The 22,188-nt window shown below is 57.0% G+C and carries 28 protein-coding genes; 6 read left to right on the top strand and 22 right to left on the bottom strand.

All coding sequences use genetic code 11. The features are described from left to right. Window positions 1-142: 142 nt before the first annotated feature. Both A3L10_RS06635 and A3L10_RS06630 read left to right on the top strand, forming a co-directional pair. Window positions 143-715 (top strand): TATA-box-binding protein, encoded by a 573-nt coding sequence (locus A3L10_RS06635; protein ID WP_048152114.1) that lies wholly within the window; start codon window positions 143-145, stop codon window positions 713-715. Window positions 716-722: 7 nt separating this feature from the next. Then, entirely contained in the window at window positions 723-1,733 is a 1,011-nt protein-coding gene (locus tag A3L10_RS06630) for a histone deacetylase family protein (protein ID WP_088866900.1), read from the top strand. A gap of 61 nt (window positions 1,734-1,794) precedes the next feature. On the opposite strand, the gene A3L10_RS06625 is transcribed toward A3L10_RS06630, so the two are convergent. The 4 genes from A3L10_RS06625 to A3L10_RS06610 form a co-directional block, all read right to left on the bottom strand. Beyond that, a complete protein-coding gene (locus A3L10_RS06625) occupies window positions 1,795-2,403 on the bottom strand; it encodes an indolepyruvate oxidoreductase subunit beta (RefSeq protein WP_088866899.1) in 609 nt (202 codons plus the stop codon). After that, window positions 2,400-4,346, bottom strand: coding sequence for an indolepyruvate ferredoxin oxidoreductase subunit alpha (gene iorA / locus A3L10_RS06620; RefSeq protein WP_088866898.1), 1,947 nt, complete (start codon window positions 4,344-4,346; stop codon window positions 2,400-2,402). Before iorA ends, A3L10_RS06625 begins: the two co-directional genes overlap by 4 nt. Window positions 4,347-4,357: 11 nt before the next feature. After that, window positions 4,358-5,737 carry an acetate--CoA ligase family protein gene (locus A3L10_RS06615; protein WP_088866897.1) on the bottom strand — a complete coding sequence of 460 codons (1,380 nt, stop codon included), beginning with the start codon at window positions 5,735-5,737 and terminating at the stop codon, window positions 4,358-4,360. Between the two features lie 138 nt (window positions 5,738-5,875). Further along, window positions 5,876-7,360, bottom strand: coding sequence for a sodium/proline symporter (locus A3L10_RS06610; RefSeq protein ID WP_232460956.1), 1,485 nt, complete (start codon window positions 7,358-7,360; stop codon window positions 5,876-5,878). Window positions 7,361-7,602: 242 nt separating this feature from the next. Here A3L10_RS06610 and A3L10_RS06605 point away from each other — a divergent pair, with 242 nt between their 5' ends. Together A3L10_RS06605 and A3L10_RS06600 are read left to right on the top strand one after the other, a co-directional pair. Continuing rightward, complete coding sequence (locus A3L10_RS06605) at window positions 7,603-8,277, top strand: metal-dependent hydrolase (RefSeq protein ID WP_088866895.1); 675 nt, start codon at window positions 7,603-7,605, stop codon at window positions 8,275-8,277. A 45-nt stretch (window positions 8,278-8,322) separates the two neighbouring features. Next, on the top strand, window positions 8,323-9,330 hold the full coding sequence (locus A3L10_RS06600; protein WP_088866894.1) for a cell wall-binding repeat-containing protein: 1,008 nt from the start codon (window positions 8,323-8,325) through the stop codon (window positions 9,328-9,330). A 76-nt stretch (window positions 9,331-9,406) separates the two neighbouring features. Here the strand turns inward: A3L10_RS06600 and A3L10_RS06595 are convergent, their stop codons facing one another. The 7 genes from A3L10_RS06595 to A3L10_RS06565 form a co-directional block, all read right to left on the bottom strand. After that, the gene (locus A3L10_RS06595; RefSeq protein WP_232460955.1) at window positions 9,407-9,556 is read right to left on the bottom strand and encodes a DUF7128 family protein; all 150 of its coding nucleotides are present in this window, start codon (window positions 9,554-9,556) and stop codon (window positions 9,407-9,409) included. Window positions 9,557-9,623: 67 nt separating this feature from the next. Further along, a complete protein-coding gene (locus A3L10_RS06590) occupies window positions 9,624-10,436 on the bottom strand; it encodes a hypothetical protein (protein WP_088866892.1) in 813 nt (270 codons plus the stop codon). Between the two features lie 40 nt (window positions 10,437-10,476). After that, the gene (locus A3L10_RS06585; RefSeq protein WP_088866891.1) at window positions 10,477-11,118 is read right to left on the bottom strand and encodes a hypothetical protein; all 642 of its coding nucleotides are present in this window, start codon (window positions 11,116-11,118) and stop codon (window positions 10,477-10,479) included. Continuing rightward, the gene (locus A3L10_RS06580; RefSeq protein ID WP_088866890.1) at window positions 11,118-11,834 is read right to left on the bottom strand and encodes a creatininase family protein; all 717 of its coding nucleotides are present in this window, start codon (window positions 11,832-11,834) and stop codon (window positions 11,118-11,120) included. The genes A3L10_RS06585 and A3L10_RS06580 overlap by 1 nt, the downstream gene beginning before the upstream one ends. 11 nt (window positions 11,835-11,845) lie before the next feature. Further along, a complete protein-coding gene (locus A3L10_RS06575; protein WP_088866889.1) occupies window positions 11,846-13,000 on the bottom strand; it encodes a glycosyltransferase family 4 protein in 1,155 nt (384 codons plus the stop codon). Continuing rightward, on the bottom strand, window positions 12,997-13,893 hold the full coding sequence (locus A3L10_RS06570) for a lysylphosphatidylglycerol synthase transmembrane domain-containing protein (RefSeq protein WP_088866888.1): 897 nt from the start codon (window positions 13,891-13,893) through the stop codon (window positions 12,997-12,999). The genes A3L10_RS06575 and A3L10_RS06570 overlap by 4 nt, the downstream gene beginning before the upstream one ends. Further along, a complete protein-coding gene (locus tag A3L10_RS06565; RefSeq protein WP_088866887.1) occupies window positions 13,890-14,699 on the bottom strand; it encodes a UbiA prenyltransferase family protein in 810 nt (269 codons plus the stop codon). The genes A3L10_RS06570 and A3L10_RS06565 overlap by 4 nt, the downstream gene beginning before the upstream one ends. A gap of 91 nt (window positions 14,700-14,790) precedes the next feature. Between A3L10_RS06565 and A3L10_RS06560 the strand changes: the two genes are divergently transcribed. Further along, window positions 14,791-15,120, top strand: a complete 330-nt coding sequence (locus A3L10_RS06560) for a helix-turn-helix domain-containing protein (protein WP_088866886.1) — start codon at window positions 14,791-14,793, stop codon at window positions 15,118-15,120. Window positions 15,121-15,130: 10 nt separating this feature from the next. Here the strand turns inward: A3L10_RS06560 and speE are convergent, their stop codons facing one another. From speE to A3L10_RS06545, 3 genes are all read right to left on the bottom strand, one after another. After that, window positions 15,131-15,979 (bottom strand): polyamine aminopropyltransferase, encoded by an 849-nt coding sequence (gene speE / locus A3L10_RS06555; protein ID WP_088866885.1) that lies wholly within the window; start codon window positions 15,977-15,979, stop codon window positions 15,131-15,133. Window positions 15,980-16,031: 52 nt separating this feature from the next. Next, window positions 16,032-16,505: a pyruvoyl-dependent arginine decarboxylase gene (locus A3L10_RS06550; protein ID WP_088866884.1), complete on the bottom strand. Its 474-nt coding sequence runs from the start codon at window positions 16,503-16,505 to the stop codon at window positions 16,032-16,034. A gap of 166 nt (window positions 16,506-16,671) precedes the next feature. After that, window positions 16,672-17,820, bottom strand: a complete 1,149-nt coding sequence (locus A3L10_RS06545; protein ID WP_088866883.1) for a cation:proton antiporter — start codon at window positions 17,818-17,820, stop codon at window positions 16,672-16,674. Window positions 17,821-17,898: 78 nt separating this feature from the next. Here A3L10_RS06545 and A3L10_RS06540 point away from each other — a divergent pair, with 78 nt between their 5' ends. Continuing rightward, entirely contained in the window at window positions 17,899-18,306 is a 408-nt protein-coding gene (locus tag A3L10_RS06540; RefSeq protein WP_088866882.1) for an ACT domain-containing protein, read from the top strand. On the opposite strand, the gene A3L10_RS06535 is transcribed toward A3L10_RS06540, so the two are convergent. Genes A3L10_RS06535 through A3L10_RS06500 form a run of 8 tightly spaced genes read right to left on the bottom strand, consistent with a single transcriptional unit; the run spans window position 18,289 to window position 22,073 of the window. Next, window positions 18,289-19,788, bottom strand: a complete 1,500-nt coding sequence (locus A3L10_RS06535) for a proton-conducting transporter transmembrane domain-containing protein (protein WP_088866881.1) — start codon at window positions 19,786-19,788, stop codon at window positions 18,289-18,291. The genes A3L10_RS06540 and A3L10_RS06535 overlap by 18 nt on opposite strands. Continuing rightward, window positions 19,785-20,075, bottom strand: a complete 291-nt coding sequence (locus tag A3L10_RS06530; protein WP_088866880.1) for a cation:proton antiporter subunit C — start codon at window positions 20,073-20,075, stop codon at window positions 19,785-19,787. The genes A3L10_RS06535 and A3L10_RS06530 overlap by 4 nt, the downstream gene beginning before the upstream one ends. Continuing rightward, window positions 20,068-20,469 carry a Na(+)/H(+) antiporter subunit B gene (locus A3L10_RS06525; RefSeq protein WP_088866879.1) on the bottom strand — a complete coding sequence of 134 codons (402 nt, stop codon included), beginning with the start codon at window positions 20,467-20,469 and terminating at the stop codon, window positions 20,068-20,070. Before A3L10_RS06525 ends, A3L10_RS06530 begins: the two co-directional genes overlap by 8 nt. Next, window positions 20,466-20,708: a hypothetical protein gene (locus A3L10_RS06520; protein WP_088866878.1), complete on the bottom strand. Its 243-nt coding sequence runs from the start codon at window positions 20,706-20,708 to the stop codon at window positions 20,466-20,468. Before A3L10_RS06520 ends, A3L10_RS06525 begins: the two co-directional genes overlap by 4 nt. Then, window positions 20,705-20,935, bottom strand: a complete 231-nt coding sequence (locus A3L10_RS06515) for a hydrogenase subunit MbhD domain-containing protein (protein WP_088866877.1) — start codon at window positions 20,933-20,935, stop codon at window positions 20,705-20,707. The genes A3L10_RS06520 and A3L10_RS06515 overlap by 4 nt, the downstream gene beginning before the upstream one ends. After that, on the bottom strand, window positions 20,916-21,230 hold the full coding sequence (mnhG, locus tag A3L10_RS06510; RefSeq protein WP_088866876.1) for a monovalent cation/H(+) antiporter subunit G: 315 nt from the start codon (window positions 21,228-21,230) through the stop codon (window positions 20,916-20,918). The genes A3L10_RS06515 and mnhG overlap by 20 nt, the downstream gene beginning before the upstream one ends. Continuing rightward, window positions 21,223-21,492 (bottom strand): monovalent cation/H+ antiporter complex subunit F, encoded by a 270-nt coding sequence (locus A3L10_RS06505; protein WP_088866875.1) that lies wholly within the window; start codon window positions 21,490-21,492, stop codon window positions 21,223-21,225. The genes mnhG and A3L10_RS06505 overlap by 8 nt, the downstream gene beginning before the upstream one ends. Next, the gene (locus A3L10_RS06500) at window positions 21,468-22,073 is read right to left on the bottom strand and encodes a monovalent cation/H+ antiporter subunit E (protein WP_088180943.1); all 606 of its coding nucleotides are present in this window, start codon (window positions 22,071-22,073) and stop codon (window positions 21,468-21,470) included. Before A3L10_RS06500 ends, A3L10_RS06505 begins: the two co-directional genes overlap by 25 nt. Window positions 22,074-22,188: the final 115 nt, after the last annotated feature.

Below are 22,188 nucleotides of genomic sequence, written 5' to 3'. Positions count from 1 at the left end.
ACGCATCACCGTGCTCTCCTTGTGCCGGCACCTTTTAAGCCTTCTCACCCCAAGTATCATCTTCGTCGAACCTAAACCTTTAAAAACTCAACCCGCCTCATTTATAAAGGGTTTTTAAACCCACCATCTGGAGGTGTAAGCCTTGGTTGACATGAGCAATGTAAAGCTCAGAATCGAAAACATCGTTGCTTCTGTGGATCTTTTTACGCAGCTGAACCTTGAAAAAGTCATAGAGATATGTCCCAACTCCAAGTACAACCCCGAGGAGTTCCCGGGGATAATATGCCGTTTCGAGGAGCCCAAGGTGGCGCTCCTTATATTCAGCTCCGGCAAGCTCGTCGTCACTGGCGCAAAGAGCGTCGAGGACATAGAGCGCGCCGTCAACAAGCTCATCCAGATGCTCAAGAAGATAGGAGCCAAGTTCGGCCGCGCCCCGCAGATAGACATCCAGAACATGGTTTTCAGCGGAGACATCGGCATGGAGTTCAACCTCGATGCAGTCGCTCTGAGCCTGCCGAACTGTGAGTACGAACCCGAGCAGTTCCCCGGCGTTATCTACCGCGTCAAGGAGCCGAGGGCTGTGATACTGCTCTTCTCGTCCGGGAAGATCGTCTGCTCCGGAGCGAAGAGTGAGCACGACGCCTGGGAAGCCGTTAGAAAGCTCCTCCGCGAGCTGGAGAAGTACGGTCTCATCGAGGAAGAGGAAGAGTGGTGAAACCCTCTTGCCCCTCAGAATCTTTTACTCCCCCCTTTTCAGGGAGCACAGGCCGGAGGGCTATCACCCCGAGAACCCAACCAGGCTGGACTACGCCATAAGGGGCCTCTCGGAAAATGGTCTGTGGGATGAAGAGCTGATTCTGGAGCCGGAGTCAGTATCGCCCTCCGATGTCCTTATGATACACGATGAAGAGTACGTGGAGCGCGTCAGGGAACTGGCGAACACATTCGAATACCTCGACCCCGACACCTACGTATCCCCCGGCACGTGGGAAGCGGCCCTCACAGCCCTTGGCGCAGCGAGGAATGCCGTAAAGTCCGCGGTGAAGAAAAAAGGCCTGTACCTGGCCCTCGTCAGGCCCCCCGGACACCATGCTGGCAGATCCGGAAGGGCTTTCAACGCCTCAACCCTCGGTTTCTGCATCTTCAACAACAGCGCCTTCGCGGCTCACACCCTCAAAGAGCTCGATGGAAAGGCCTTGGTCATAGACTTCGACGCCCACCACGGCAACGGAACTCAGGAGATATTCTGGAACGATGACGGTGTAATCCACATCGACCTCCACGAGCGCGACATCTATCCCTGGAGCGGCTACGAACACGACGTGGGGGGAAGGGACGCCGAGGGGAGCAAGATAAACGTCCCCATGCCGCACTACTCGATGGATGACGATTATCTACTGGCGTGGAGGGAGGTTGTTCTGCCCGTTCTGGAGGCGGTGAAACCGAAAGTTGTGGTGGTCTCCGCCGGCTTCGACGGCTTCCAGGGTGAACTTCTGACGACCCTCAGGCTGACGGAGAGGTTCTTCCGCTACGCCGGTGCAACGCTCTCGCGCTATTCCCTGGCGGTTATCTTCGAGGGCGGCTACAATGTGGGACTGATGAAGGGGCTCCCGGCTTTCATCGATGGCTACCTGAAAGGTGAACCGGAGAGGGGGCCGATAGAACCGAGCTATGAGGCCCTGTCCACAGTTCACCGCGTGGTGGAGATTCAGAGGGAATGGTGGGAGCTGTAGCTTACCAGGGATAAGTTGGTTTGTCAAGCTTCAGAAGAAAAGTGGAAATTGAAGGGGGGCATCAGAGCCCCAGCATCTCTTTTGCGGCCTGGACACCGAGGTCGAAGGCCTTCATGTTCACATCGACGGCCTTCGGCGGAACGCTGACGCGGATGACCTCCTTAACGTGCTCCGCGGAGAGCGGGAAGCCGGGCGTCTGGGTCAGCGCGCCTATGAGAACGACGTTGGTCGTTATCACGTGGCCGGCCTTGACCGCGAGCTCCTCGGCGTCGAAGGCCATGAACTTGGCCTGGAAGTCCTCCTCGACGACCTTCTTTATCTCATCGAGGCTCGGATAGGTGGCCAGGCCCATCGAAACCTGGACCGGCGGTATCGGCCTGGCGTTCGTGAAGACAAGGCCACCCTTCTTGAGGTAGTTGATGTAGCGGAGCGCCTCGACCGGCTCGAAGGAGAGGATAACGTCGGCCTTCCCCTCGGGGACCATCGCGCCGTAGACCTCCTCTCCAAAGCGGACGTAGGCGATGACCGAACCAAAGCGCTGGCTCATTCCGTGGACCTCTCCCATCCTGACCTTGTAGCCGGCGCGGAGGGCGGCCCAGCCGAGAAGGTTGGCGGCGGTGAGGATTCCCTGGCCGCCAACTCCGGTGATAACGATGTTGTACTCCTTCATATCTCTCCCTCCCTGACCTTCTCAAAGGCGTCGAACGGACAGATCTGCGCACATCCGCCGCAGCCCCAGCACATGAGCTCGTCTATCTTGGCCTTTCCGGTCTCGGCGTCCCAGTAGATTGCCGGACAGCCGTAGGCGTTGATACATATCTTACAGCCGGTACACTTCTCCTCGTTGACCTGGTAGAGCGGCCACTGTATCCTGGCCTTCCTGAGCTCTCCTATCCTGTGGAGGGCACAGACGCGCCTGGTGACGACGACGCTCACTCCATCGACCTGGAGGGCCCTCTTCATGGTCTCGACGGTCGCCTTGATGTCGTACGGGTCGACGACCTCGACGAAGTCGGCGCCGAGTGCCTTGGCGACCTCCTCGATCTTTATCTGCTTGCCTGGCCCGTGTGGTGTATCACCGGTTCCCGGGTTCGGCTGGTCGCCGGTCATTGCCGTGACGAGGTTGTCGACGACGACTATGAGGACGTTGGAGCGGTTGTAGATCGCGTTGGCAAGGGCCGGAAGTCCGGTGTGGAAGAACGTCGAGTCACCTATCGTTGCCACGATGACCTTCTTCTCCTTGCCGGTCTTGCGCTGCTCCTCACCGGGAACGCCGTTCAAAGCGACGTCCAGACCGTGGGCGACACCGATTGAACCGCCCATCGCGACGGTCGTGTCAACGGCCTTGAGCGGCGGGAGGACACCGAGGGTGTAACAGCCTATATCGCTCGGGAATATGGCGCGCGGCGTGGCGGCCTTCTTTATGGCGTAGAAGGTGTTCCTGTGCGGACAGGCGGGACAGAGGCTCGGCGGCCTCGGCGGAACCATGGCCTGGACCTTTTTGTACTTCTCGTCGAGCTCCTCGAAGTTTATCGGGGTCTCAAGGCCGAGGAACTTGGCTACGGCCTCGACGGCCCTCCTGGTGGTCATCTCGTAAACCCTCGGCACGAGGTCCTTTCCATGGATCGGGATCTTCAGTCCCTTGTCGTAGGCCCAGGTCTTGACCTGCTCCTCGACGACGGGCTCGAGCTCCTCAACGATGAGGACCTTCTCGAGACCGTCGAGGAACTTCTCAAGAAGGCCGTAGGGGACAGGGAACGGGGTTCCGAGCTTAAGAACCTTCACGTTCTCGACGCCGAGCCAGTGGAGGGCCTCCTTCACGTAGGAGTAGGCAAGTCCCGGAGCGATGATACCGACCTTGGCGCTCTCGTCGCCCTCTATCCAGTTGAACGGGCACTCGCTGAGCTCCTCGCGGATCTTCTCTATCTTCTCAAGAATCTGCGGGTGGAAGCGCCTCGAGTTGGCGGGTATGTCGACGAACCTGCTCGGGTCCTTCTTGAAGTTTCCGAACTTCCTCTTTGCCTGCTTTATCTCCTCTGGAAGTTCCCCGAGGATTATGTCTCCCCTGGCGTGCGACGTTCTCGTGGTCGTCCTCAGGATGACGAAGTGCTTGAACTTCTCGCTCAGCTCAAAGGCGTACTTCGTCATCTCCTTGGCTTCCATCGGGTCGCTGGGCTCGAGAACGGGGACGTTGGCGAACTTCGCGTAAACCCTGGTGTCCTGCTCGTTCTGGCTGCTCCACATGCTCGGGTCGTCGGCGACCATTATGACGAATCCGCCCTCAACGCCCATTCCAACGGCGCTCATGAAGGTGTCGGCCGCGACGTTCAGTCCAACGTGCTTCATGGCCGTCATGGCCCTGAGGCCGCTCCAGGCAGCGGAAAGGGCAGTTTCAAAGGCAACCTTCTCGTTGGTGGAGTACTCCATGTAGACTCCCGCCTTCTTTGCCACCATCGCCATCGTATCGGTAAGCTCTGAACTGGGGGTTCCCGGGTAGGCCGCGTAAACCGCTATGTTGGCCTCAAGGGCACCCCTCGCTATGGCCTGGTTGCCGAGGAGTATGACCTTCTCCCCGGGTTTGTCCCACAACACAATGTCGGTAACCTTCGCCATCCAAAATCACCTCATTCCTCTTCCTTCAAAACTCCCTTAGCCTTTGCAAACTCCACGAGGGCGTAGGCTGCAGCAGCAGCATCCTCCGGCCTTTCGTAGCTCGGAATGCCTGCCTTCTCGAGAACCTCCTTCGCGGGCTCGCTCACGTAGCCTGCCATGAACAGACCGAGAACCGGCTTGCCGTTGTTGACCTCCTTGACGGCTCTCACGACGCCTTCCGCGTGCTCGGTCGGCGTCATACCCGCGAAGGTCGGAACGACACAGATGCTGATGAGCATGTCAACGTTGGGGTCTTCGAGGAGAAGCTTTGCGGTCTTGTAGTAGTCCTCCCCCCTGGCGCTCGCGATCATATCGACCGGGTTCTTCACAGCGGCCATCGGCGGGAGGAACGAGCGAAGTCCCTCGATGGTCTCCTCCTCGAGGTTGGCCAGCTTCAGCCCGCGCTTGTCTATCTCGTCCGCGGTGAGGACTCCAGGTCCACCGGCGTTGGTCATGATGGCGACGCGGGTTCCCTTCGGCAGCGGCTGGGTGAAAGCGCGAGCCATGCTTAGCATGTCGTCTATCGTGTCCGCGACGATTATTCCGCTCTGCTTGAAGGCAGCCTCGTATATCTTGTACGAGCCTGCGAGTGAACCCGTGTGGCTTGAAGCCGCCCTAGCCCCGCTCTCGCTCTTTCCTGCCTTGAGAACTATGACGGGCTTCTTCTTGGTAACGCGCTTGGCTATCTCCATGAAGGCCCTTCCGTTCTTCAGGCCCTCGATGTAGAGCGCTATGGCCTTGTCCTCCTCGGTGTCGGCGAGGTACTCCATAAACTCGGAGAAGTCAACGTCCGCCATGTTGCCGATGCTGACGAACTTGGAGAAGCCTATTCCCTCCTTGACGGTCTTGTAAATTATTCCCGCCCCGAGGGCGCCGCTCTGGCTTATGAAGGCTATGTCGCCCCTCTTCGCGTCCATCACGAAGGTGGCGTTCATGGCGTTGTGGGTGTTCATTATACCGACGCAGTTGGGGCCGACTATGCGCATGCCGTACCTGTGGGCTATCTCAACGAGCTCGCGCTCCTCCCTCTTGCCCTCCTCACCGACCTCACCGAAACCGGCGGTGATGAGGATTATCCCCTTGACGCCCTTCTCACCGCAGTCCACTATGGTGCCCTTGACGAATCGCTTCGGAACGACGACTACCGCCAGGTCAACCTCGTCCGGGATGTCCTTCACGTTCTTGTAAGCCTTGACGCCCTGAACGACCTCGTCCTTGACGTTCACGGGATAGACCTTGCCGTCCTTGTAATCCTTAAGGTTCTTGAAGACCTCGTAGCCAAGCTTGAGCGGGTCGTTGGATGCTCCAATAACCGCTATAGCCTTTGGCTTGAAGAAGTAATCAAACGTCACTTGTCGCTCACCGTTACGGCATCGGTGGAATTGTATATAAGCTTTCCTAAAGAGGACAGAGAGGCAAATATGAGCATGGAGGGGGAAAAGTAAAGCCCTGATGGGCTAAAAAGGACATCAATGGATAAAAAACAAAACTCAGGCGGTGGCGGCTGCCTCCTTGGGTTTCAGGGCGTAGGTCGCTATCACCGCAACCACCGCGGTCACGATGAAGGTCATGAGCCTTGCCGAGACGACCTTCTCAAGCCCCGAGCTGATCCAGAAGATGGTGAACAGCAGTCCCGTTACGATGGTCGGCGGGACGGCCCTTCCGTGGAACCTCTTCCAGAACAGCGTCATTATGACTATCACGGAGAAGGTGTCGCCTATTCCTGCCCAGGTGTAGCCGACGATGGTGTAGATGAGCTTTGACGGGACGAGGTAGGCTGTAACGAGCGCTATGACTCCCAGGGCGACGGTGGTAATTCTCGAGAGCTTGAGGCTCCTCTTCGGGTCGAAGTCGTCCTTGTAGACGAAGGGCTTGAGCAGGTTTTCCGAGAGCTCGGTGGCGGAGAGTATGAGCAGTGAATCAGCCGTCGAGAGCATGGCCGCTATCGCACCGGTTATGAATATCGCCGCGAGGAAGGGCGGGAACAGCTTCAGCATAACCGAGGGCATAACGGCCTCCTGGTCCTCGAGGCCGGTCGGGCCGAAGATGGCTATTCCAATCCATCCTATGAGGAGGGCACCGATGTAGGCCAGTATGGTCCAGCTGACGCCGACGTTCCTGGCGAGTTTAGCGTTCTTCTCGTCCTTGATCGCCATGAACCTGATGCTGAGCTGGGGCATTCCACCGAGGTAGCCGAAGAACCAGGAGAACTCGGCTATGACGAAGACGAACGCCGCGCCGCCAACGAGGCCGCCGAGGATCGTGGAGTACTCGGGCCCGGACATCTCTAGGGCGCTGGAGACCGAGTGGGCGAAAACATCCGGGTGGTTGGCGATGTAGACGAGACCGACTATTGGCGCTATGGTGAGGGTGAGTATCATGACTATCGCCTGGACGGTGTCGGTGTAGGCGACGCTCTTGAGGCCTCCGAGGACGGTGTAGGGCAGGATTATCACAGCGGTTATCAGCATTCCAATCTTTGGATCAACGCCGAAGAGAGTGCTCAGCGTCTTTCCGCCGCCGAGGAACTGGGCACCGACGTAGAAGAAAAAGAAGAACACCACTGTAACGCTGCCGAGGATTCTTATCCACTTCTCGGCGTCGGAATGGCGCCTAGCGATGTAGTCGATGAATGTGGTAGCGTCGTACTTCTCGGCCTCCCTCCTGAGCCTTCCAGCGAAGACGGTCCACGCCACGATGATACCGGCCACACATCCAACCGCGACCCATATCGCCGAGAGACCGGCGGCATAGGCGAAGCCGGGGAGGCCCAGGAGTGCCCACGCCGACTCACCGGTGGCGCGCTCCGAGAGCGCCGCTATCCAGCCCGGAAGCTGCCTGCCTGCGATGGCGAAGTCCTTGCCGCTCTTTGCCTTTCTTCCCTGATAAACTCCGAACCCTATCAAAAACGAAAGGTACAGAACCAGAACGATCAGTATTTGAGTCTGGCCCTCCACTATTGAATCACCGCTCATATTCAACATTGTTCATGTTTATAAACCTTGCCCTTTTTTGTACAGAATTGCCTTTTTATGTCCAGCAACGGTGCATTTTGTTACATTGTACTCCTGTTACTGCGTGATATATCGTACTTCAATGCGTTCGTAACTTGAACTACCGAGGGGGTACCTGTACCGTTCGGTGACAATAACTGTGCCCTCCATGAACCCGAAAGACTTAAGTTAGCTCAGGTTATTATATCCGTCGGGGTGATACCATGGTGAGGGTGAAGTTTCTGGGCCACGCTGCCTTTCTGATCGAGGGAAGCAAGAGGATTCTGATAGACCCCTTCCTGACAGGCAATCCAGTGGCTGCTGCCAAGCCCGAGGAGGTTGAGGCGGACCTGATACTCGTTACACACGCCCACGGCGATCACGTGGGCGACGCTGCCGCGATAGCCAGGAGAACCGGGGCGAAGATAGTTGCCATGTACGACATAGCCAACTACCTCGTTGAGAGCGAGAGCGGCATAACGACCATCGGCATGAACTACGGTCCGACGGAGGTCGATGGGGTCAAGATCGTCCAGGTTCCGGCCTGGCACTCCAGCAGCGACGGCAAGTACAGCATAGGAAGCGCCTGCGGCTACATAATCGAGCTCGACGGCGTCAAGATATACCACGCCGGCGACACCTTCGTCTTCAGAGACATGGAGCTCTTCGCCGAGCTCTACGGGCCGATAGACGTTGCCCTGCTGCCGATAGGCGGTCACTTCACGATGGGACCGCGCGAGGCCGCCAAGGCCGTGGAGTTCCTCAGGCCGAGAAAGGTCGTTCCGATGCACTACAACACCTGGCCCCCGATTTCAGCCGACCCCGAGGAGTTCAGGAGGCTGGTCGGGGATAGGGCCGAGGTGGTAATCCTCAAACCCGGGGAGACCCTGGAGCTTTGAAAAACCTTTTAAGGAGCTTTCCCTACCCTTTTTTCAGGTGATGGAATGGCTAAAAGGGCCTTGACGTTGGCGCTCATCCTGCTCGTGTTTTCGTCCTTCCTCGTCCCCCTCTCCTCCGCACAGGGGGCGAAGGGGGAGAAGCCCAAGTACGATTTAATCATCGTTAGGAACGACGATATGATTGACTACATCGTCGCGCTTCCCTACGCCAAGATGCTCGACGTTCCTATTCTTCCGGTTAACCCGAAGGAGCTCGACCCGGGGACGATAGCCCAGCTCCAGAGCTACGCCCAGTTCGGGTGGAACCACGTGCTCATAATAGGCGACTCTCAGGCCGTCAGCGACACAGTCCAGGACGAACTGCTGAACATGGGCTTCGTCGTCGAGAGAATAGGCGGCGCGGTTAGAACTGAAACGGCCGCAAAGCTGGCGCTTCACTTCTATCCGAACGGAGCGGACATAGTCGTCGTAGCCAGCTCCAGCGACTACGGCTCGGCTCTGGCCGCTGCCAGGTGGGCGATGATATACGGCTACCCCCTCCTCCTCACCCAGGAGGATGCGCTCTCCGATTCGACGGCCAACGCGATAAAGAAGCTCAATCCCGAGCTCGTGGAGCTGATGGGTGCCGGCATGTCAAAGGACGTCCAGACCAAGATAGAGGCCATGGGCTACCAGACCTACTGGGTCAAGGAGAACCTGGAGATAAGGCTCCCGGAGCAGCCAAAGGAAACCAACTGGGTGCTGATAATAGCCGCGGTGATACTCTCGCTGGCCGTTGCGATTCCGGTTTCCCTCTACTACGCCAAGAAGCGCTGGGCCGCCAACAGGGTTCCCATCGAGGTGCTGACTGAAAAGGAGCGCATAGTTGTCAAGGCCATCCTGGAGAAGGGCGGCGTCATCAAGCAGGAGGAACTGCCGGAGCTCACTGGCTACTCTAGGCCGACGATAAGCAGGATCATCCAGGAGCTTGAGAAGAAGCAGCTCGTCGAAAGGGAGAAAGTCGGAAAGACCTTCATAGTCAAGCTCACGAAGGAGATAATCCTCAGGGAGTGACGGTCGGCAAGCCCGAAACCGCTCATCACTTTTTTCAGGCCTGGCCGTTCTCCTCATCCCGAAGAAAAAGGAGAGGTCACTTCTTGAAGAGATGGCCGTGCGCCTTGTTGACGTGCCTTGTGTAGTCCTTGGAGTTCCTGAAGAGCATTCCGCAGCGCGGGCAGCGGTAGTAGCGGGTGCCGTCGCGGTCGTAGAATATAACCGCCCTCAGCTCCGCCACTGCCACCACCTCCGGCGTTAGGTGAGAAAAGCCCTTTTAAAATTTTACGGATGGGGAAAGCGGGAAAGGGAAATCAAACCCATATCCGGTTGCCCTTGACCTTCAGGTAGCCGAGCGTTTGAAGCTCCTTGAGGAAGTCCTCTATCGCTTCCTCGTCGAAGTATATGTTGAGCCTCTCGCGCTCTCCCTCAACGACTATCGGCTCCCTCTCCAGAAGGGCGTCTATGAGGTCGTTCTTCTTCCTGTGCTTCTCCGCCAGCTCCAGGATTACGTCCGCCAGAACCGAGCGGGCTATGCCGTCGAACATGGCCTCCACTATGCTCTCCTCGGTCGCGTACTCCTCCGCTATCTCAAGCGCCGCCTCGACAAGTTCCCTGTCGACCTCCATTACCTCGACGAAGTACCTCTTCTCCATCGTGTACTCGGTTATCATCCCCGTCTCAAAGCGCTTCTCAAGCTCTTCAAGATACTCCTCGATCTCGTCTATCGGGAAGCGGAGCTCCACCCTAAGGCCGTCGAGAACGGGCTTCTCCATGAGCACCAGTTTTCCGTCCTCCTCAACCACGGCGCCGCTCTCTATCAGCGCCGTGAGCACGAGTAGCCTGCCCAGGTCGGACTCGTCGAACAGGCCATCGAGGGCTTTCCCCGCTCCAACTTCCCAGTCGGATATTATCTCCTCGAAGGCGAACTCAAGTTCGTCCAGACTCTCCTGGAGGGGTCCTATCCCCTCGGCCTTCTCCACAAGCTCGGCGTAGGTGCCCTTCACGACCACGTAGTGGGAAATCTCGGGGGTCACCTCTTCCCGGGTCCTGTTCATAATCCCCGCCCTGCTCAGCTCCCTCGAGAGGGCGTTCATATCGTCCTTGCTTAGAACCTCCAGCCTCAAGCCTCTCACCGGAGGGAGAAGGGCGCCATCGGTTATAACCTTAGCCCTCGACCAGCGATGAGAGGAGCGCCTTGATGGGCTTGTTGTTGACTACCTTCACGGTCTCCCGCACCTCGTCCTCAAGCTCCGGGCGATATGTGGCATAGAGGTACAGTGCGTAGGCCATGACCTTTGGGTCTCCCTCGTTGGTCCTCTCGATGGCCTCCGCCAGGATCGGGTTGTTCAGGAGATCCTCGGCCAGGCCCTCCATCTTCCTCCTGTCGTCCTTCTCAATGGCCTCCCTCAGCGGCCTGTAGAATAAGGAGAGCACGAGTTTGGCGAGCCTTTCCCTCTCCTCGAGCTCGTCCATCGGCGTCTTCGGCTCCTCGCGCCGGCTCAGGTAGTAGTACGCCAGGGGAAGCACCACAACGACGAGCACGACGAGAACGTAGGGGAGCAGCGGGAAGTTGAAGCCGTAGGGAAGCCTGTGGCTGATGGCCATCAGGGCGAGAAAGCCGAGGAGCACCCAAACGGCCATGAGGAGGAGGTAGTAGACAGAGTTGTCCTTCCTCTGGAAAGTTTTGTACCTCGACGGGGCGCCTATCTCATCCAGGTAGCGTAGCCTCTCCTCCGCGAGTTCAACTTCGGCCTCAAGGCGCTTTATGCGCTTGTCCAGTTCCGCGAGAACCTCTTCGCGTCCCATCATCCCTCCCCCGCTATGAGACGGGCTATCTTCTCGCTCACAACGCTCAAAATTGCCTCGCCCTTCTCGGCCGTCGCGAGGGATGGGTCGTCGTTCACGCCGTCCGGAAACAGCTCCCTTCCGATGTCCTTCCGGATTACCCTTACCCTTGAGCTCCTCCTCTCCCCACGGGCGTTCTCCATCTTCACAAGTTCGGGCCTTATGGCGAGCATCACGGACGTTTCGTCCTGGCCTGCATGCCCCTGGCTGGAGCATATGCTCAGGATGTCCTCCCTGAAGTCTATCCACCAGTTTATGAGCCAGATTTCGACCTCCGGGAACTCCTCCGCGACCTCTTCCGCCGCCAGAACCAGCGGCGAGTGGTTGCCGCCGTGCCCGTTGAGGAGGACTATCCTCCGAAAGCCCTCAGCGGCGAACTCGCGCATTATCTCGCGTACGTAGGCCTTCAGGGCATCTGAAGCAACGTTTATCGTTCCGGGGTACACATCGAGAACGAAAGTGTGTCCGTACCACACGGGCGGGGCCATGAGAACCTCCACCCCCAGCCCATGGAGCCTCTCTTCAACCCTCTTTCCTATCTCCAGCGGGGCGAAGACGTCGGTTCCCAGAGGCAGGTGTCTTCCGTGGGCTTCAACGCTCCCTATGGGGAGTATAACCGTATCAACATGCTTTTTCAGTTCCTCGAACTCGGGCCAGGTGAGCTCTTCGATCCGCATGAATCTTCCCCTTAAACACTTTGCATAACGTTCTCATAAGCCTTTTCTATTCCCTCGGTGACTTTTTTCCATGAGTAGTGCTTCTCGACGGCACTTCTGCCGTTGTTCCCCATGTTTGTAGCGAGCTCTTTGTCCAGTAGGAGCCTTTGAACCGCTTCTTTTAGTACCAGTTCATTGCCCGGGGGCACCAGAAGCCCGCTCCTGCTGTTCCTGATTATCTCAGGGATTCCCCCAACGTCCGTGGCGACCACAGGGACCCCTGCGGCCATAGCCTCAAGGATGACTATTCCAAAGGCCTCCGCTGTGGTTGAGGGAAGGACAAAGACGTCGGCCATTCCGAAGAGCCTGGGGAGGAGGGACCCATCGACGTATCCTAGGAAGCGAACCCTGTCTTCTATCCCGAGAAACTTCGCCTGTGCCCTCAGGAACGGGAGCATCTCTCCAGAACCCGCCATGACGAGGGTAACATCGTCCATCTCCTTTGAAAGGTTCTGAAACGCGTTGAGGAGAATGTGAGGCCCCTTCCTTGGGGACATCCTGCTCACGTAGAGGACAACCTCTCCCTCGATGCCGAGCTCCCCCTTAAGGCGCTCTTTCTCCCCCTCGCTGAGGGGCCTGAAAACGTCATCATCAACTCCATTGGGGATGACCCTTACAGGAGCGTCCGTGAAGTGCCTTATAAACGCCTCCGCCGCCCTACTGACGGCTATTATCTGGTGAGGGTAGCGAAGGTAGTGGCTGAACAGGGGTATGGTTATTCCAAGGGCCTCCCAGAGTCGGGATTCATGGGAAAATGATATGCTGTGCGTCGTCAGAATGGTTGCCTTTCCGAGGTTTCTGCCGGCCTTCACCGCCTTGAGGGCGAGGGGCGTGAATGCGTGGTGGGAATGAACCACGTCAAAATCTTTCAGGTACTCCCCGAGTTCTCTGTTCGATTTAAGGCCATACGTCAGGTTTATTCCGAGAATAGGGCTGACTGTTCCTGGAATTTTTCTCAGTTCAATGCCCAGCTCTTCAAGCTCCTCCTCCTTTCCCGTTTTGAGATTGTTGGTCACGATTGCAACCTCGTGCCCTCTCTTTTTCAGGTGCATAGCTAGGTGGTGCATATGGCTTGCAACGCCACCGACCTTCGGGTAGTACCAGTCGCTTACGAGGGCTATCCTCATGACCTACCCCCCACGGCCCTGTAAAACTCAACCGCCCCGACAAAGGACCATACGTACTGGTAGACGAACTTGTAGGTAAACGCCACCACGGCGCTCTTTGTCGATGAGCCCAGCGCGAGGGTTATGCCGAGCTCGTTCGCACCTATGCCGGATGGAATACCGCTTATGCTCGCAAAAAGCGTGCTGAGTATGAAGGCCTTGAAGGCATCAAGGGGTTCAACGGGGAGCCCGAAGGCCCTTCCAACGGCGATTATACCAGCCACCTGCAGGAGCACCGCGAGCACCGAGAGGAGGAGGGACAGCATAAAGGTCGTTGGGTCCCTTCTGGAGCGTTTCCACCCTGAATACGTCCTCTCAAGATAGTCTTCAAGCCTTTCGGCGAGTTTGGGGCTGAGCGGTCGGATTATGGCAATCCCTCTACTGAGGAGTGTGTAGGCACCCTTATCGTAGAAGAGGGCCAGGAAGAGAATCCCAAGCAGAAGGAGGCCCCACGTAGTTGCGCCAAATACGAGGAGGGAGATGCCGGCGAGGATTAGAACCTCTAGGGAAATTCCGAAGGCGAGGGCCGAGAGGGCCTTGAAGTAGTCCCCTCCGACGAGCTTCACCTTGGCAGCGTGTCCTACACTCGGGGGGAGAAAGGCCATCATATAAAAACCGCTCAGAATCGCGGTGAGGGTCTTCCTGAAGCTCGTTTTCTGGAGCTTCCCGAGGACGATGTACCACCTTAGGGTCGAAACGAGTATCGCTGAAAATGCCATCCCGAAGGCAAGGAGAAGAAACCTCGGGTCTGCCGTGGAGAGGGCTTCTCTCAGCTCCCCCATTTCGATTGTGCGTACTATGTATCCTACGGAAAACAGGAAGGCGAGGATTGAAAGGAGGGTTCTTTTCTTCATAACACTGTCCCTCCTGCCGCTAAAACGGCCCCGACCATCGCCGCGTCGAAGATGCGGTAGACAGTCCTTGGATTCATACCTAACCCGCGCCCCGCCACCATCAGGGATGAGGCAACTATCAGATGTGGTCTGAGGGCGTAGAGGACCGTTGCAATGGCCAGGATTGAGAAAACCTCCACAAGGAGTTCGCTCCTTGCTTTTCCTATGGCTATCGGGGTTGTCTTCAGCCCCGCCATGAGGTCGCTCTCGTAGTCCCCCAGGTGGTTCCTCAGCTCGAGGGCGAAGGAGTAGATGGCTATCCCAATTGCCATGAGAACCTCTACTTCTGACAGGTTCCCATCGACGATTGCCCCGTAAACGAAGGGCAGCCCTCCGAAGAAGAGGCCGTGGGACAGCACGTCCACTATGGGCCTTGCCTTGAGCCTTGGCGGCGCTGAATAGGCCGTGGCGAGGAGAATCATGGTTAAATAAACCGCAAACGCTTTGAGGTTTGTTGTGAGGGCCAGGCCAGTTCCGGCCGTTGCGAGCAGAGCCGACAGCAACAGTCCGGCCTTTAAGGACAGTTCCCCAGAGGCTATGGGATTCTTTCTAACCTTCGCTGGATTCTTGGTATCTGTGTCCACGTCAAAGCAGTTGTTTATCGAAAAAGCGTACCACACGAAGAGAACTCCCGCCAGGAACGCCGTAACGAGCTCATACACTTCTGTATTCCTCCAGTTCATCAGAAGGGCGAACCCAATAAGCGCTATGTATACCCTCCCCTCCAGTGGCCGGAGGTTCCTGACAACCGCTGAAATCGATGTCATCGCTACCACCGTTCACCCTCTTGAAGAAAATGTTATAAACCTTTCCACTAATCTATGAACAGGTATGAAGAAAAATCTTCAGGGGATTGGAATGGAAGACGTGCTCCGCACCCTATCCAAAACCCTTAGGGTCTTTGAGCTTGGAGAGTCCGAGATAAAAATCTACTCCCTTCTCCAGCGGGAGTCACTGACGCCGAGGCAGATTGCAAAAGCCCTCGGCCTCTCGGAGAGAATCGTCAGGGAAAAGCTGAAACACCTCCTTGAGCTGGGTCTGGTTGAGAGAACCCTCGTGAACAGGGGCTGGCTGGGCTACGTTTACTACGCTAAGGCTCCCAAAGAGGCTTTTCAAGAGCTGTTTAGCCGCATTGAGTCCACCCTAAGGGCCCTGGAGAAAGAGGGAGAAACGAGAATCGAAGGGTAAACACTGGGGATTACCTCCCCTCAAGGAGATCCCTGACGTATTTCGGCATCTGGAAGAGCGTCTCGTGCCTCTCCGGGTCGTAGTAGTAGAGGTCGAGTTTCTTCGCCCTCTCCACGTCCACCTTGGTGAAGTCTAGGTCGCCCTTAACGCCAACGAGGAAGCTCCAGGGCGAGGCGTAGCCGATTACCGGGAAGCTGAAGTAGTAAACGCGGTCAAAGACGTTCTTCATGGCCTTGTAGGCGTCGAGGAGCTCGTTGGTGAAGAGGTAGACGCTCCCGGCCTGGGTGATGTAAAGTCCCTTATCGTTCAGCTTCTCGTAGGCGTCGCGGTAGAACTCCTCGCTGAAGAGGAGCTTCGCCGGGCCGACTGGGTCGGTTGAGTCCACTATGATGACGTCAAAGCGCTCGTCGGTCTCCCTGAGGTACCTCACGCCGTCGCCGACCATTACCTCCGCCCTGGGATCCTCGAAGGCACCCCTCGCCACGTTCATGTATATCTTCGATACCTCTATCACCATCTCGTCTATCTCGACCATCGTGGCTTTCTCAACGGTTTCGTGCCTCAGAACCTCCCTGAGGGTTCCGCCGTCGCCGCCCCCGATGATGAGCACCCTCCTCGGATTTGGGTGGGCGAGCATGACGGGATGAACCAGCGGCTCGTGGTAGCTCTCCTCGCCGACCTCGACGAGCTGAACCGTGCCGTCGAGGACGAGGAGCTTGCCGAAGCCCTCCGTCTCGTACAGCTCGAGCCTCTGATACTTTGTCTGGGTTTCGAAGAGCCTGTCGGTCACCTTAAAACCGACTCCGTAACCGCGAGGGTACCACTCTATGAATGCTCTCTCCTTCTCGTTGAATCCCATAAGCTCTCACCTCTAAAAGCTGAAGAAGGGAAAGGGCTTAAAAACCACACCCTCAGTACGGGAACATCACCACGGCCGCTATGGCGGCAGCCGGCTTGTCCTTAACGGTGATGCTTGCGCTGGCGACCTTGAACTCCGCCAGCTTCCATCCGCGCATGGCAAAGCCTTCCTCGACCATCTTCCTGACCATCTCCTCCGCCTCTTCCTTGGTGCAGTATCCGGCGTACTCGTAGATGAGGCCGCCCTCGTTGTTCTCGCTGATGCCTATTCCCAGGGCAGCGCTGATGGTCATTCCGGGCTCATCGCTCTCGATGTGGGCGTAGACCGTCGGCAGCAGCATTCCAATCGGGACGTCGTGCACCTCATCTATCCACTCGATGTGGGCCGGAATGACGCTGCTCAGCTTGACGAGGTTGACGTTTCCTATGCCGAGTTTGAGGAGAGCGTTATCAAACGCGTTGAGCTTAGTGCCTCCCTCCGCGGAGGCGGCGCCTATAAATGCCCTCTTTGGGGTTGTCCAGCTCATCTCAGCTTCCTCCTTTCTTTTCTCACGAGTTAGACGATTATAAGCTAAACCAACGATTTCTCTACTCGCTAGTCTGGGGCAGACTTAAAAACGTTTCGCTATATTGGAAAGAAACTCTCGTGGGTCATATTGCTGCCTGAAAACGCTTTACATGTCGCGGTTCGCTTTAAGCGGCCGCCTTGGAGGCTTTTGACTGGTAATGGTTGACCGCCCTGCCCAGGGTGGCCGAGGTGAAGATTCCAAGGACGCTGGTGAGGGAGGCCATGGCGTACATGTGCTGGCTTAAAACGCCCGAGACGAAACCTATTTCTCCCACGAGCAGGCCGAGAACACCGAAACTTGCTATTCCCGCTCCCCTGACGACCGACGTTGGAACGTCCCTGTGCCTGACGATGATGGACGAGAGCACCAGCCTGACGGCGTACACCAGAACGAAGAACTCCACCACCACGAAGGACAGCTCGGTCTCGAAGTTGAGGCCGCGCCAGGCGAAGAATATCGGGGCGAAGATGCCGTACGTAACGCCGCTGACTATGGTCGTGAGCCTGTCGTACTGCTTCGTTCCGACCAGGTCGCTGTGCATCATTAAACCTGCCATGAAGCCCCCTATGCTGAAGTGGAGGCCTATCTCATCGCTGATAAACGCCAGTGACGTTGAGAGCACCATGAACAGGCCAAAAACGGCCTCGTCGCTCTTGAGCCTGCGGAGGAAGCGTATTATCATCACCTTGTGCTTTATTCCTATGATGTAGTTGACGTACATGAGGATGCCGATGAAGAGTGCGTCCTTCAGTACGCTCTCCAGGACCGGGGTGTAGTCGCCGGGCGTCTCGTGTATCCTGACCATCATGTAGACTATGAACAGACTCATTATCTCACTTATGACCGCGTAGGATAGGGCAACGTGGATGAAGTCCTCCCCGAAGAATCTCTTGAGCCTCAGGACTATCGGCGCCGAGGCGGTCGAGATTATCGCGGCCACGATGAGGGCGTCGGAGTTAAGCTGCCAGCCGGTGAATGGAAGCGTGACCAGCAGCATGACGATGTATGTGGCTATGTAGAGGGGCAGCGTTTTTTTCCCGGCGTAGTGGAGCTCCTCGGGGGTCACCTCCAGGCCGGCCGAGATCATCAGGAAGAAAAGGCCGAGCTCGGCCATGAGGAGCATCTGGTCCCTGGGCATGTCCAGGAGAACGGCGCTCAGTATCATTCCCGCCGTTATCTCGCCCAGAAATCCTGGATAGTTCAGTCTCTCAAAGCCTTCCGCAAGGAGCCTCGCGAATGCGATGATCACGAAGACGTACCCGATGATTTCCATGTTGGCCTCCTACGGCGGGCGGGTTAATAATTCTTCCGCCCGACAAGGCTTTTATGATGTTGGGAGATAGTTCTGAGCATGAGGCACTACGAGATAGTTCGTATACGGGAGAACGGCAAGGTTGAGCTTCCCAGGGATTACGCCTACGAGCTCGGCATGGTGGAGGGCGCGTATTTTCTCCTCGAGATAGACACCGACCTGAACGAGGTTCACATGGAGCGGATAGCGCTCCCGGGAAAGAGGCTCGTGGAGGTTGAGCTCGTCGTCGAGGACAGACCCGGAGTTTTGGCGAAGATAAGCGGACTCTTCGGAAGGCACGGGGCCAACATACTTTTCAGCGAGGCCGAGGAGCTCTCTTCCATCGGGCTGGCCGGAATCGTCGCGGTCATAGACGTGAGCGGGATGCGTGGAACACTGGAGGAACTAAGGGGGGAGCTTGAATCGCTGGACGTCGTGAGGGAGATTGCCTTAAGGCCACTGGAGTAGGAGCACCGCCAGCATGAAGGTCACAAAAACCGCCGCCAGGACGTTTACATCCCTTCCAACGTCCTTTGCTTCGCTCTCTACTTCCCTCTCGAAGACACCCAGAGCCCTCAGCCCAAAGAAGGTGAGCACCGCGGCGGCGATGTAGATGACGTCTGTCGGCTTGAGCCCCGCACCGAGGTAGAGGCCGGCGCCTAGGGTGGTTAAAGCAAGTACCAGTGAGGAGAGCTTCCAAGAGGGCCTGAGGTCTTCCGTTTCTCCCCTCGAGAGGTGGTAGTTCAGCTTGGTGAATGAAACGAGCGTTCCTATCGTCCCGGCCAAAACGGTCCACTTCAATCCGCCCTCGAGACCCGATGATATCAATCCCTTGGCGTAGGAACCTATGAAGGGCGAAACCCCTCCTATGGCGAGGCTGAGCATCAGCACCGAGAAGGCCATGAGTGGAGCGTTCCTATAGCCGAACTCACCCAATTTCCTCGACCTCGTTCCAAGGCTCCCAACGCTCAGGAAGAGGCCACCCTTGAAGAGGGAATGGGCGAGGGCGTAGTAAGCGGCCCCGATGAAATTGAAGGTGGCTATTCCAAGGAGCACGTAGCCCATCTGGGAGACCGTGTGGTAGGCCAAGAGCCTCTTCGCATCTTTCTGGAGGAGCGCCATGACGATGCCAAAGAATATGGAAGCAACCGCCACCATCATGGCGGCGGTTTTCAGGCTCTCACCAACGGGCAGAGCCGAGAAGAGAAGAATCATCCCGTAAGCGGGCGCCTTGACCACGAGCCCGCTCAGGAGGGCACTAACTGGGGTTGGGGCCTTCGAATGGGCATCGGGCAGCCAGCCGTGGAGGGGGAAGATGCCAGCCTTCAGGAGGAGTGACGCAAAGGCCACTCCGAGGGCGGTGCTGAGTTCCCTGCTCGGGAGGGCGTTCTCAGCGACGAGCTCGACGTTGAGGTAGCCGGTCTCCATGTATATCACGCCTATCGCGAAGATGAAGAGGTACGAAGCGAGGAGGGATAGGATGAGGTACTTAAAGGCCGCCTTTTTCGAGCCGGGCTCCTCGGAGAAGGCAACCAGGGCGAAGGCCGAAACCGAGGCAATCTCCATGTAGATGTAGAAGTTGAAGAAATCCCTCGCCAAAAACGCCCCCAGCAAACCCGCGTGCATCAGGAGAAATAGGACAAGGGCTTTGGCGGTCTTTTTGTCCCTGAAATCGAAGTATGAGAGGGAATAGAAGGCAACGACGGTGAAGAGCATCAGCTCGCCCGCGATGAACGGGGCGTTGATTTCACCGATTCCTACCTCTATCCCTGCCACCCTGCTCCAACCCCCCACGATTTCCCTTCCATTTCCCACGAGAAAAATCCCGGCCGGGAGAACGGCGCCGAGGATGAAGGATGCCTTTATTAGAATCTTCTTCGCCCGCAGGGTGTCCAGGATGACGATTATGAACCCAAACAGGAGCGGGAAGGCCACCATCAGGGGAATCATGAGCCGTCCCTCCGCATGCGGATTATTATGGCCAAAGCGAGCGAAGTTATGGCGATGTCAACGACGAGCGTCGTCAGCATCAGCGTTGCAGGAAGCGGGTCAACCGGATCCGTCGGCATTATGGGGACGTCCTTTCCGGGGGAGTACGCTAAGCCGATGAAGAAGAGCACTAAGCCCAGAGAAACCACGTTTATGGAAAGTACTAGCTTTATCGGCTCCCTCTTGGCCATCAGGCCGTATATCCCTACCAGCATTATGATAACTCCCGCCTGCTCCGGGCTAATCACTTTCAACCCACCTCAGCAGTATGTAGAAGACGAAGGTGAAGGCGGCGCCGACCTCAAGGCCAACGATGACGTTGAACGGCACTATTACTCCGCCCTCCGTCGGGAGGAAATTGGAGTAGAACGCCCCAAAGGCTATCCCGGCGATTCCCAGCAGAACGAGCATCGCTCCGGCGGAGCTCTCTATCAGGCTCGCCCAGTTGAACTTGAACCTCTTCCGAACCTTTTTGTAGCCGTGCGAGGTTATGAGGAGTATGACCGCGACCGCGAGAATCACCCCTCCCTGGAAGCCGCCCCCCGGGCTTAGATGGCCGTAGAGCATGATGTACGCTGCGTAGGTGACCAGGAACGGGCTTATCATCTTGGTGGTGCTCCTCACGACGGTGCTCATCTTCACTTCTTCTTCCCCCCGAGGAGCAGGTAGAAGCCAATGACTGCCGTAAACAGTAAACTCGCCTCGCCGAGGCTGTCGTAGGCCCTCCAGCCGGCCAGAATAGCCGAAACCAGGTTGGGTATTCCAATCTCGCCCCAGTTGGTGACGTAGTAGGCGTAGCTCCCGCCGTAGGACGGAGAGTAGTTCAGGCCAAGCAGGAACGCCCCAAGGGCCAGAGTTAGGACCAGGGCGGCCTTCCTCACTTCGTCACCTCCTCTATCGTGAAGAGGAAGACGCCTATCACTATCGCGCCGACGACTATCGCCGAGAGGGCAACGTCCGGTGCCTTAAGCTCGAACAGGGCCAGGACGAATAGCAGACTGAGGAGGGAGTATTTAACGACCGCACTAACCAGGTTCTTCTCTTCAACGACTGCTATGGCCAGCAGTATCATCGCTACGAAGACCACGTCAAGGATTGTCCCAAGCATACATATCCACCACTACCTTCGGCTTCACCCCGTACTTGTAGGCTCCGCGGGCTATGGCATGGCTCACCATGGGGTTTATCATAGCTATCAGGAAGGCCAATACCAGGAACTTGGCCCTCACAACCGCTGGGGCGTCCATTATCAGGATCAGGGCCAGGATTATACTCATTGCCCCGCCGGTGTCGCACTTCGTTGCCGCGTGGAGCCTCGTATAAACGTCGGGGAAGCGGAGAATGCCGAGCGCCCCGAAGACCATGACTGCATCTCCAAACAGCATGAGGATTGTCTCAATCATGGCTCCTCCTCTCCATGTATTTGGCCAAAATCAGGCCTCCGACGGCGTTCACCATCAGCAGGACTATCGCGAGATCCACAAGGTAGTACTCGCCCCTGATGACCGAGACTACCGCGATTATGACGACAACCTTCGTCGTTATCGTGTTCAGACCCACTATCCTGTCGGGCAGGGTCGGTCCTTTGACCACGCGGTAGGTTATCAGCATGGCCGTGAAGACGAGGACGTAGAAGGCACTCACCAGAAGACCTTCTTGAGCCATTCCTCGATGTCCCCCTTTATCTTTTCTCCAGCCTTCTCGCGGTTGAGTGTCTCCAAATCTATCCAGTGGACGTAGAGATAGGTCTCGCCGAGCTTTTTGTTGACGTCAAGGGTTAACGTGCCCGGAGTCAGGGTTATTGAGTTGGCGAGTATCGTCACGCCCGTATCCGAGTGAAGGTCGGTCTTTATCTTGACTATTCCGGGGTTGATGTCCATGAAAATCACGTTCTTCGCAACCTTCAGGTTGCTCTCCAGCAGGCGGAAGGCCATTATCACGAGGTACTGCGGGAGGTATATGAAGGCGAAGTAGAGGAGTTTCTCGACTATGTGGCCACTCTTCCTTATGTCCTCGGTTAGGAGGTCGCGCATGAAAGCCGCTATTATCAGCGTAACGGCCGCGCCCAGGGCCAAGTCCCTCGCCCTGAAGCTTCCAGAAACGACCACCCAGAATGCCATCAGGACTGCCCACGTCAGAACCACCCTCTCCCAGGAGGGGAGCTTCGAGGCCTCGAATTCCTCGTGGAGGACCCTCTCCCGGAGGGTCTCAAGCCTTTCCTTCAGATAGAAGGGAACGCGGCTCATGTGGTAGTTTAGGGCGCGGAGGGTTATAACGATTTTGTAGACGCAAAGATATTGCCCGAAAATGTGAAATCCGTTCGGATAATGTCTGAAAAATCGAAGGTTTTTGCGTAGCTCT

It is taken from the genome of Thermococcus radiotolerans, assembly GCF_002214565.1.
GTDB lineage: Archaea > Methanobacteriota_B > Thermococci > Thermococcales > Thermococcaceae > Thermococcus > Thermococcus radiotolerans.
This window is presented reverse-complemented; position numbering and strand designations above follow the sequence as displayed.

Excerpts from the sequence above, each read along its gene's own strand:
- A3L10_RS06515 (WP_088866877.1), bottom strand. The coding sequence starts at position 20,935 with ATGCTTGGGACAATCCTTGACGTGGTCTTCGTAGCGATGATACTGCTG.
- A3L10_RS06560 (WP_088866886.1), top strand. The coding sequence starts at position 14,791 with ATGGAAGACGTGCTCCGCACCCTATCCAAAACCCTTAGGGTCTTTGAG.
- mnhG (WP_088866876.1), bottom strand. The coding sequence starts at position 21,230 with ATGATTGAGACAATCCTCATGCTGTTTGGAGATGCAGTCATGGTCTTC.
- A3L10_RS06605 (WP_088866895.1), top strand. The coding sequence starts at position 7,603 with ATGGTGAGGGTGAAGTTTCTGGGCCACGCTGCCTTTCTGATCGAGGGA.
- A3L10_RS06550 (WP_088866884.1), bottom strand. The coding sequence starts at position 16,505 with ATGAGCTGGACAACCCCAAAGAGGGCATTTATAGGCGCCGCCTCCGCG.
- A3L10_RS06570 (WP_088866888.1), bottom strand. The coding sequence starts at position 13,893 with ATGAAGAAAAGAACCCTCCTTTCAATCCTCGCCTTCCTGTTTTCCGTA.
- A3L10_RS06575 (WP_088866889.1), bottom strand. The coding sequence starts at position 13,000 with ATGAGGATAGCCCTCGTAAGCGACTGGTACTACCCGAAGGTCGGTGGC.
- speE (WP_088866885.1), bottom strand. The coding sequence starts at position 15,979 with ATGGGATTCAACGAGAAGGAGAGAGCATTCATAGAGTGGTACCCTCGC.
- A3L10_RS06540 (WP_088866882.1), top strand. The coding sequence starts at position 17,899 with ATGAGGCACTACGAGATAGTTCGTATACGGGAGAACGGCAAGGTTGAG.
- A3L10_RS06600 (WP_088866894.1), top strand. The coding sequence starts at position 8,323 with ATGGCTAAAAGGGCCTTGACGTTGGCGCTCATCCTGCTCGTGTTTTCG.
- iorA (WP_088866898.1), bottom strand. The coding sequence starts at position 4,346 with ATGGCGAAGGTTACCGACATTGTGTTGTGGGACAAACCCGGGGAGAAG.
- A3L10_RS06585 (WP_088866891.1), bottom strand. The coding sequence starts at position 11,118 with ATGGGACGCGAAGAGGTTCTCGCGGAACTGGACAAGCGCATAAAGCGC.
- A3L10_RS06580 (WP_088866890.1), bottom strand. The coding sequence starts at position 11,834 with ATGCGGATCGAAGAGCTCACCTGGCCCGAGTTCGAGGAACTGAAAAAG.
- A3L10_RS06535 (WP_088866881.1), bottom strand. The coding sequence starts at position 19,788 with ATGATTCCCCTGATGGTGGCCTTCCCGCTCCTGTTTGGGTTCATAATC.
- A3L10_RS06625 (WP_088866899.1), bottom strand. The coding sequence starts at position 2,403 with ATGAAGGAGTACAACATCGTTATCACCGGAGTTGGCGGCCAGGGAATC.
- A3L10_RS06500 (WP_088180943.1), bottom strand. The coding sequence starts at position 22,073 with ATGAGCCGCGTTCCCTTCTATCTGAAGGAAAGGCTTGAGACCCTCCGG.
- A3L10_RS06565 (WP_088866887.1), bottom strand. The coding sequence starts at position 14,699 with ATGACATCGATTTCAGCGGTTGTCAGGAACCTCCGGCCACTGGAGGGG.
- A3L10_RS06545 (WP_088866883.1), bottom strand. The coding sequence starts at position 17,820 with ATGGAAATCATCGGGTACGTCTTCGTGATCATCGCATTCGCGAGGCTC.
- A3L10_RS06505 (WP_088866875.1), bottom strand. The coding sequence starts at position 21,492 with ATGGCTCAAGAAGGTCTTCTGGTGAGTGCCTTCTACGTCCTCGTCTTC.
- A3L10_RS06610 (WP_232460956.1), bottom strand. The coding sequence starts at position 7,360 with ATGAGCGGTGATTCAATAGTGGAGGGCCAGACTCAAATACTGATCGTT.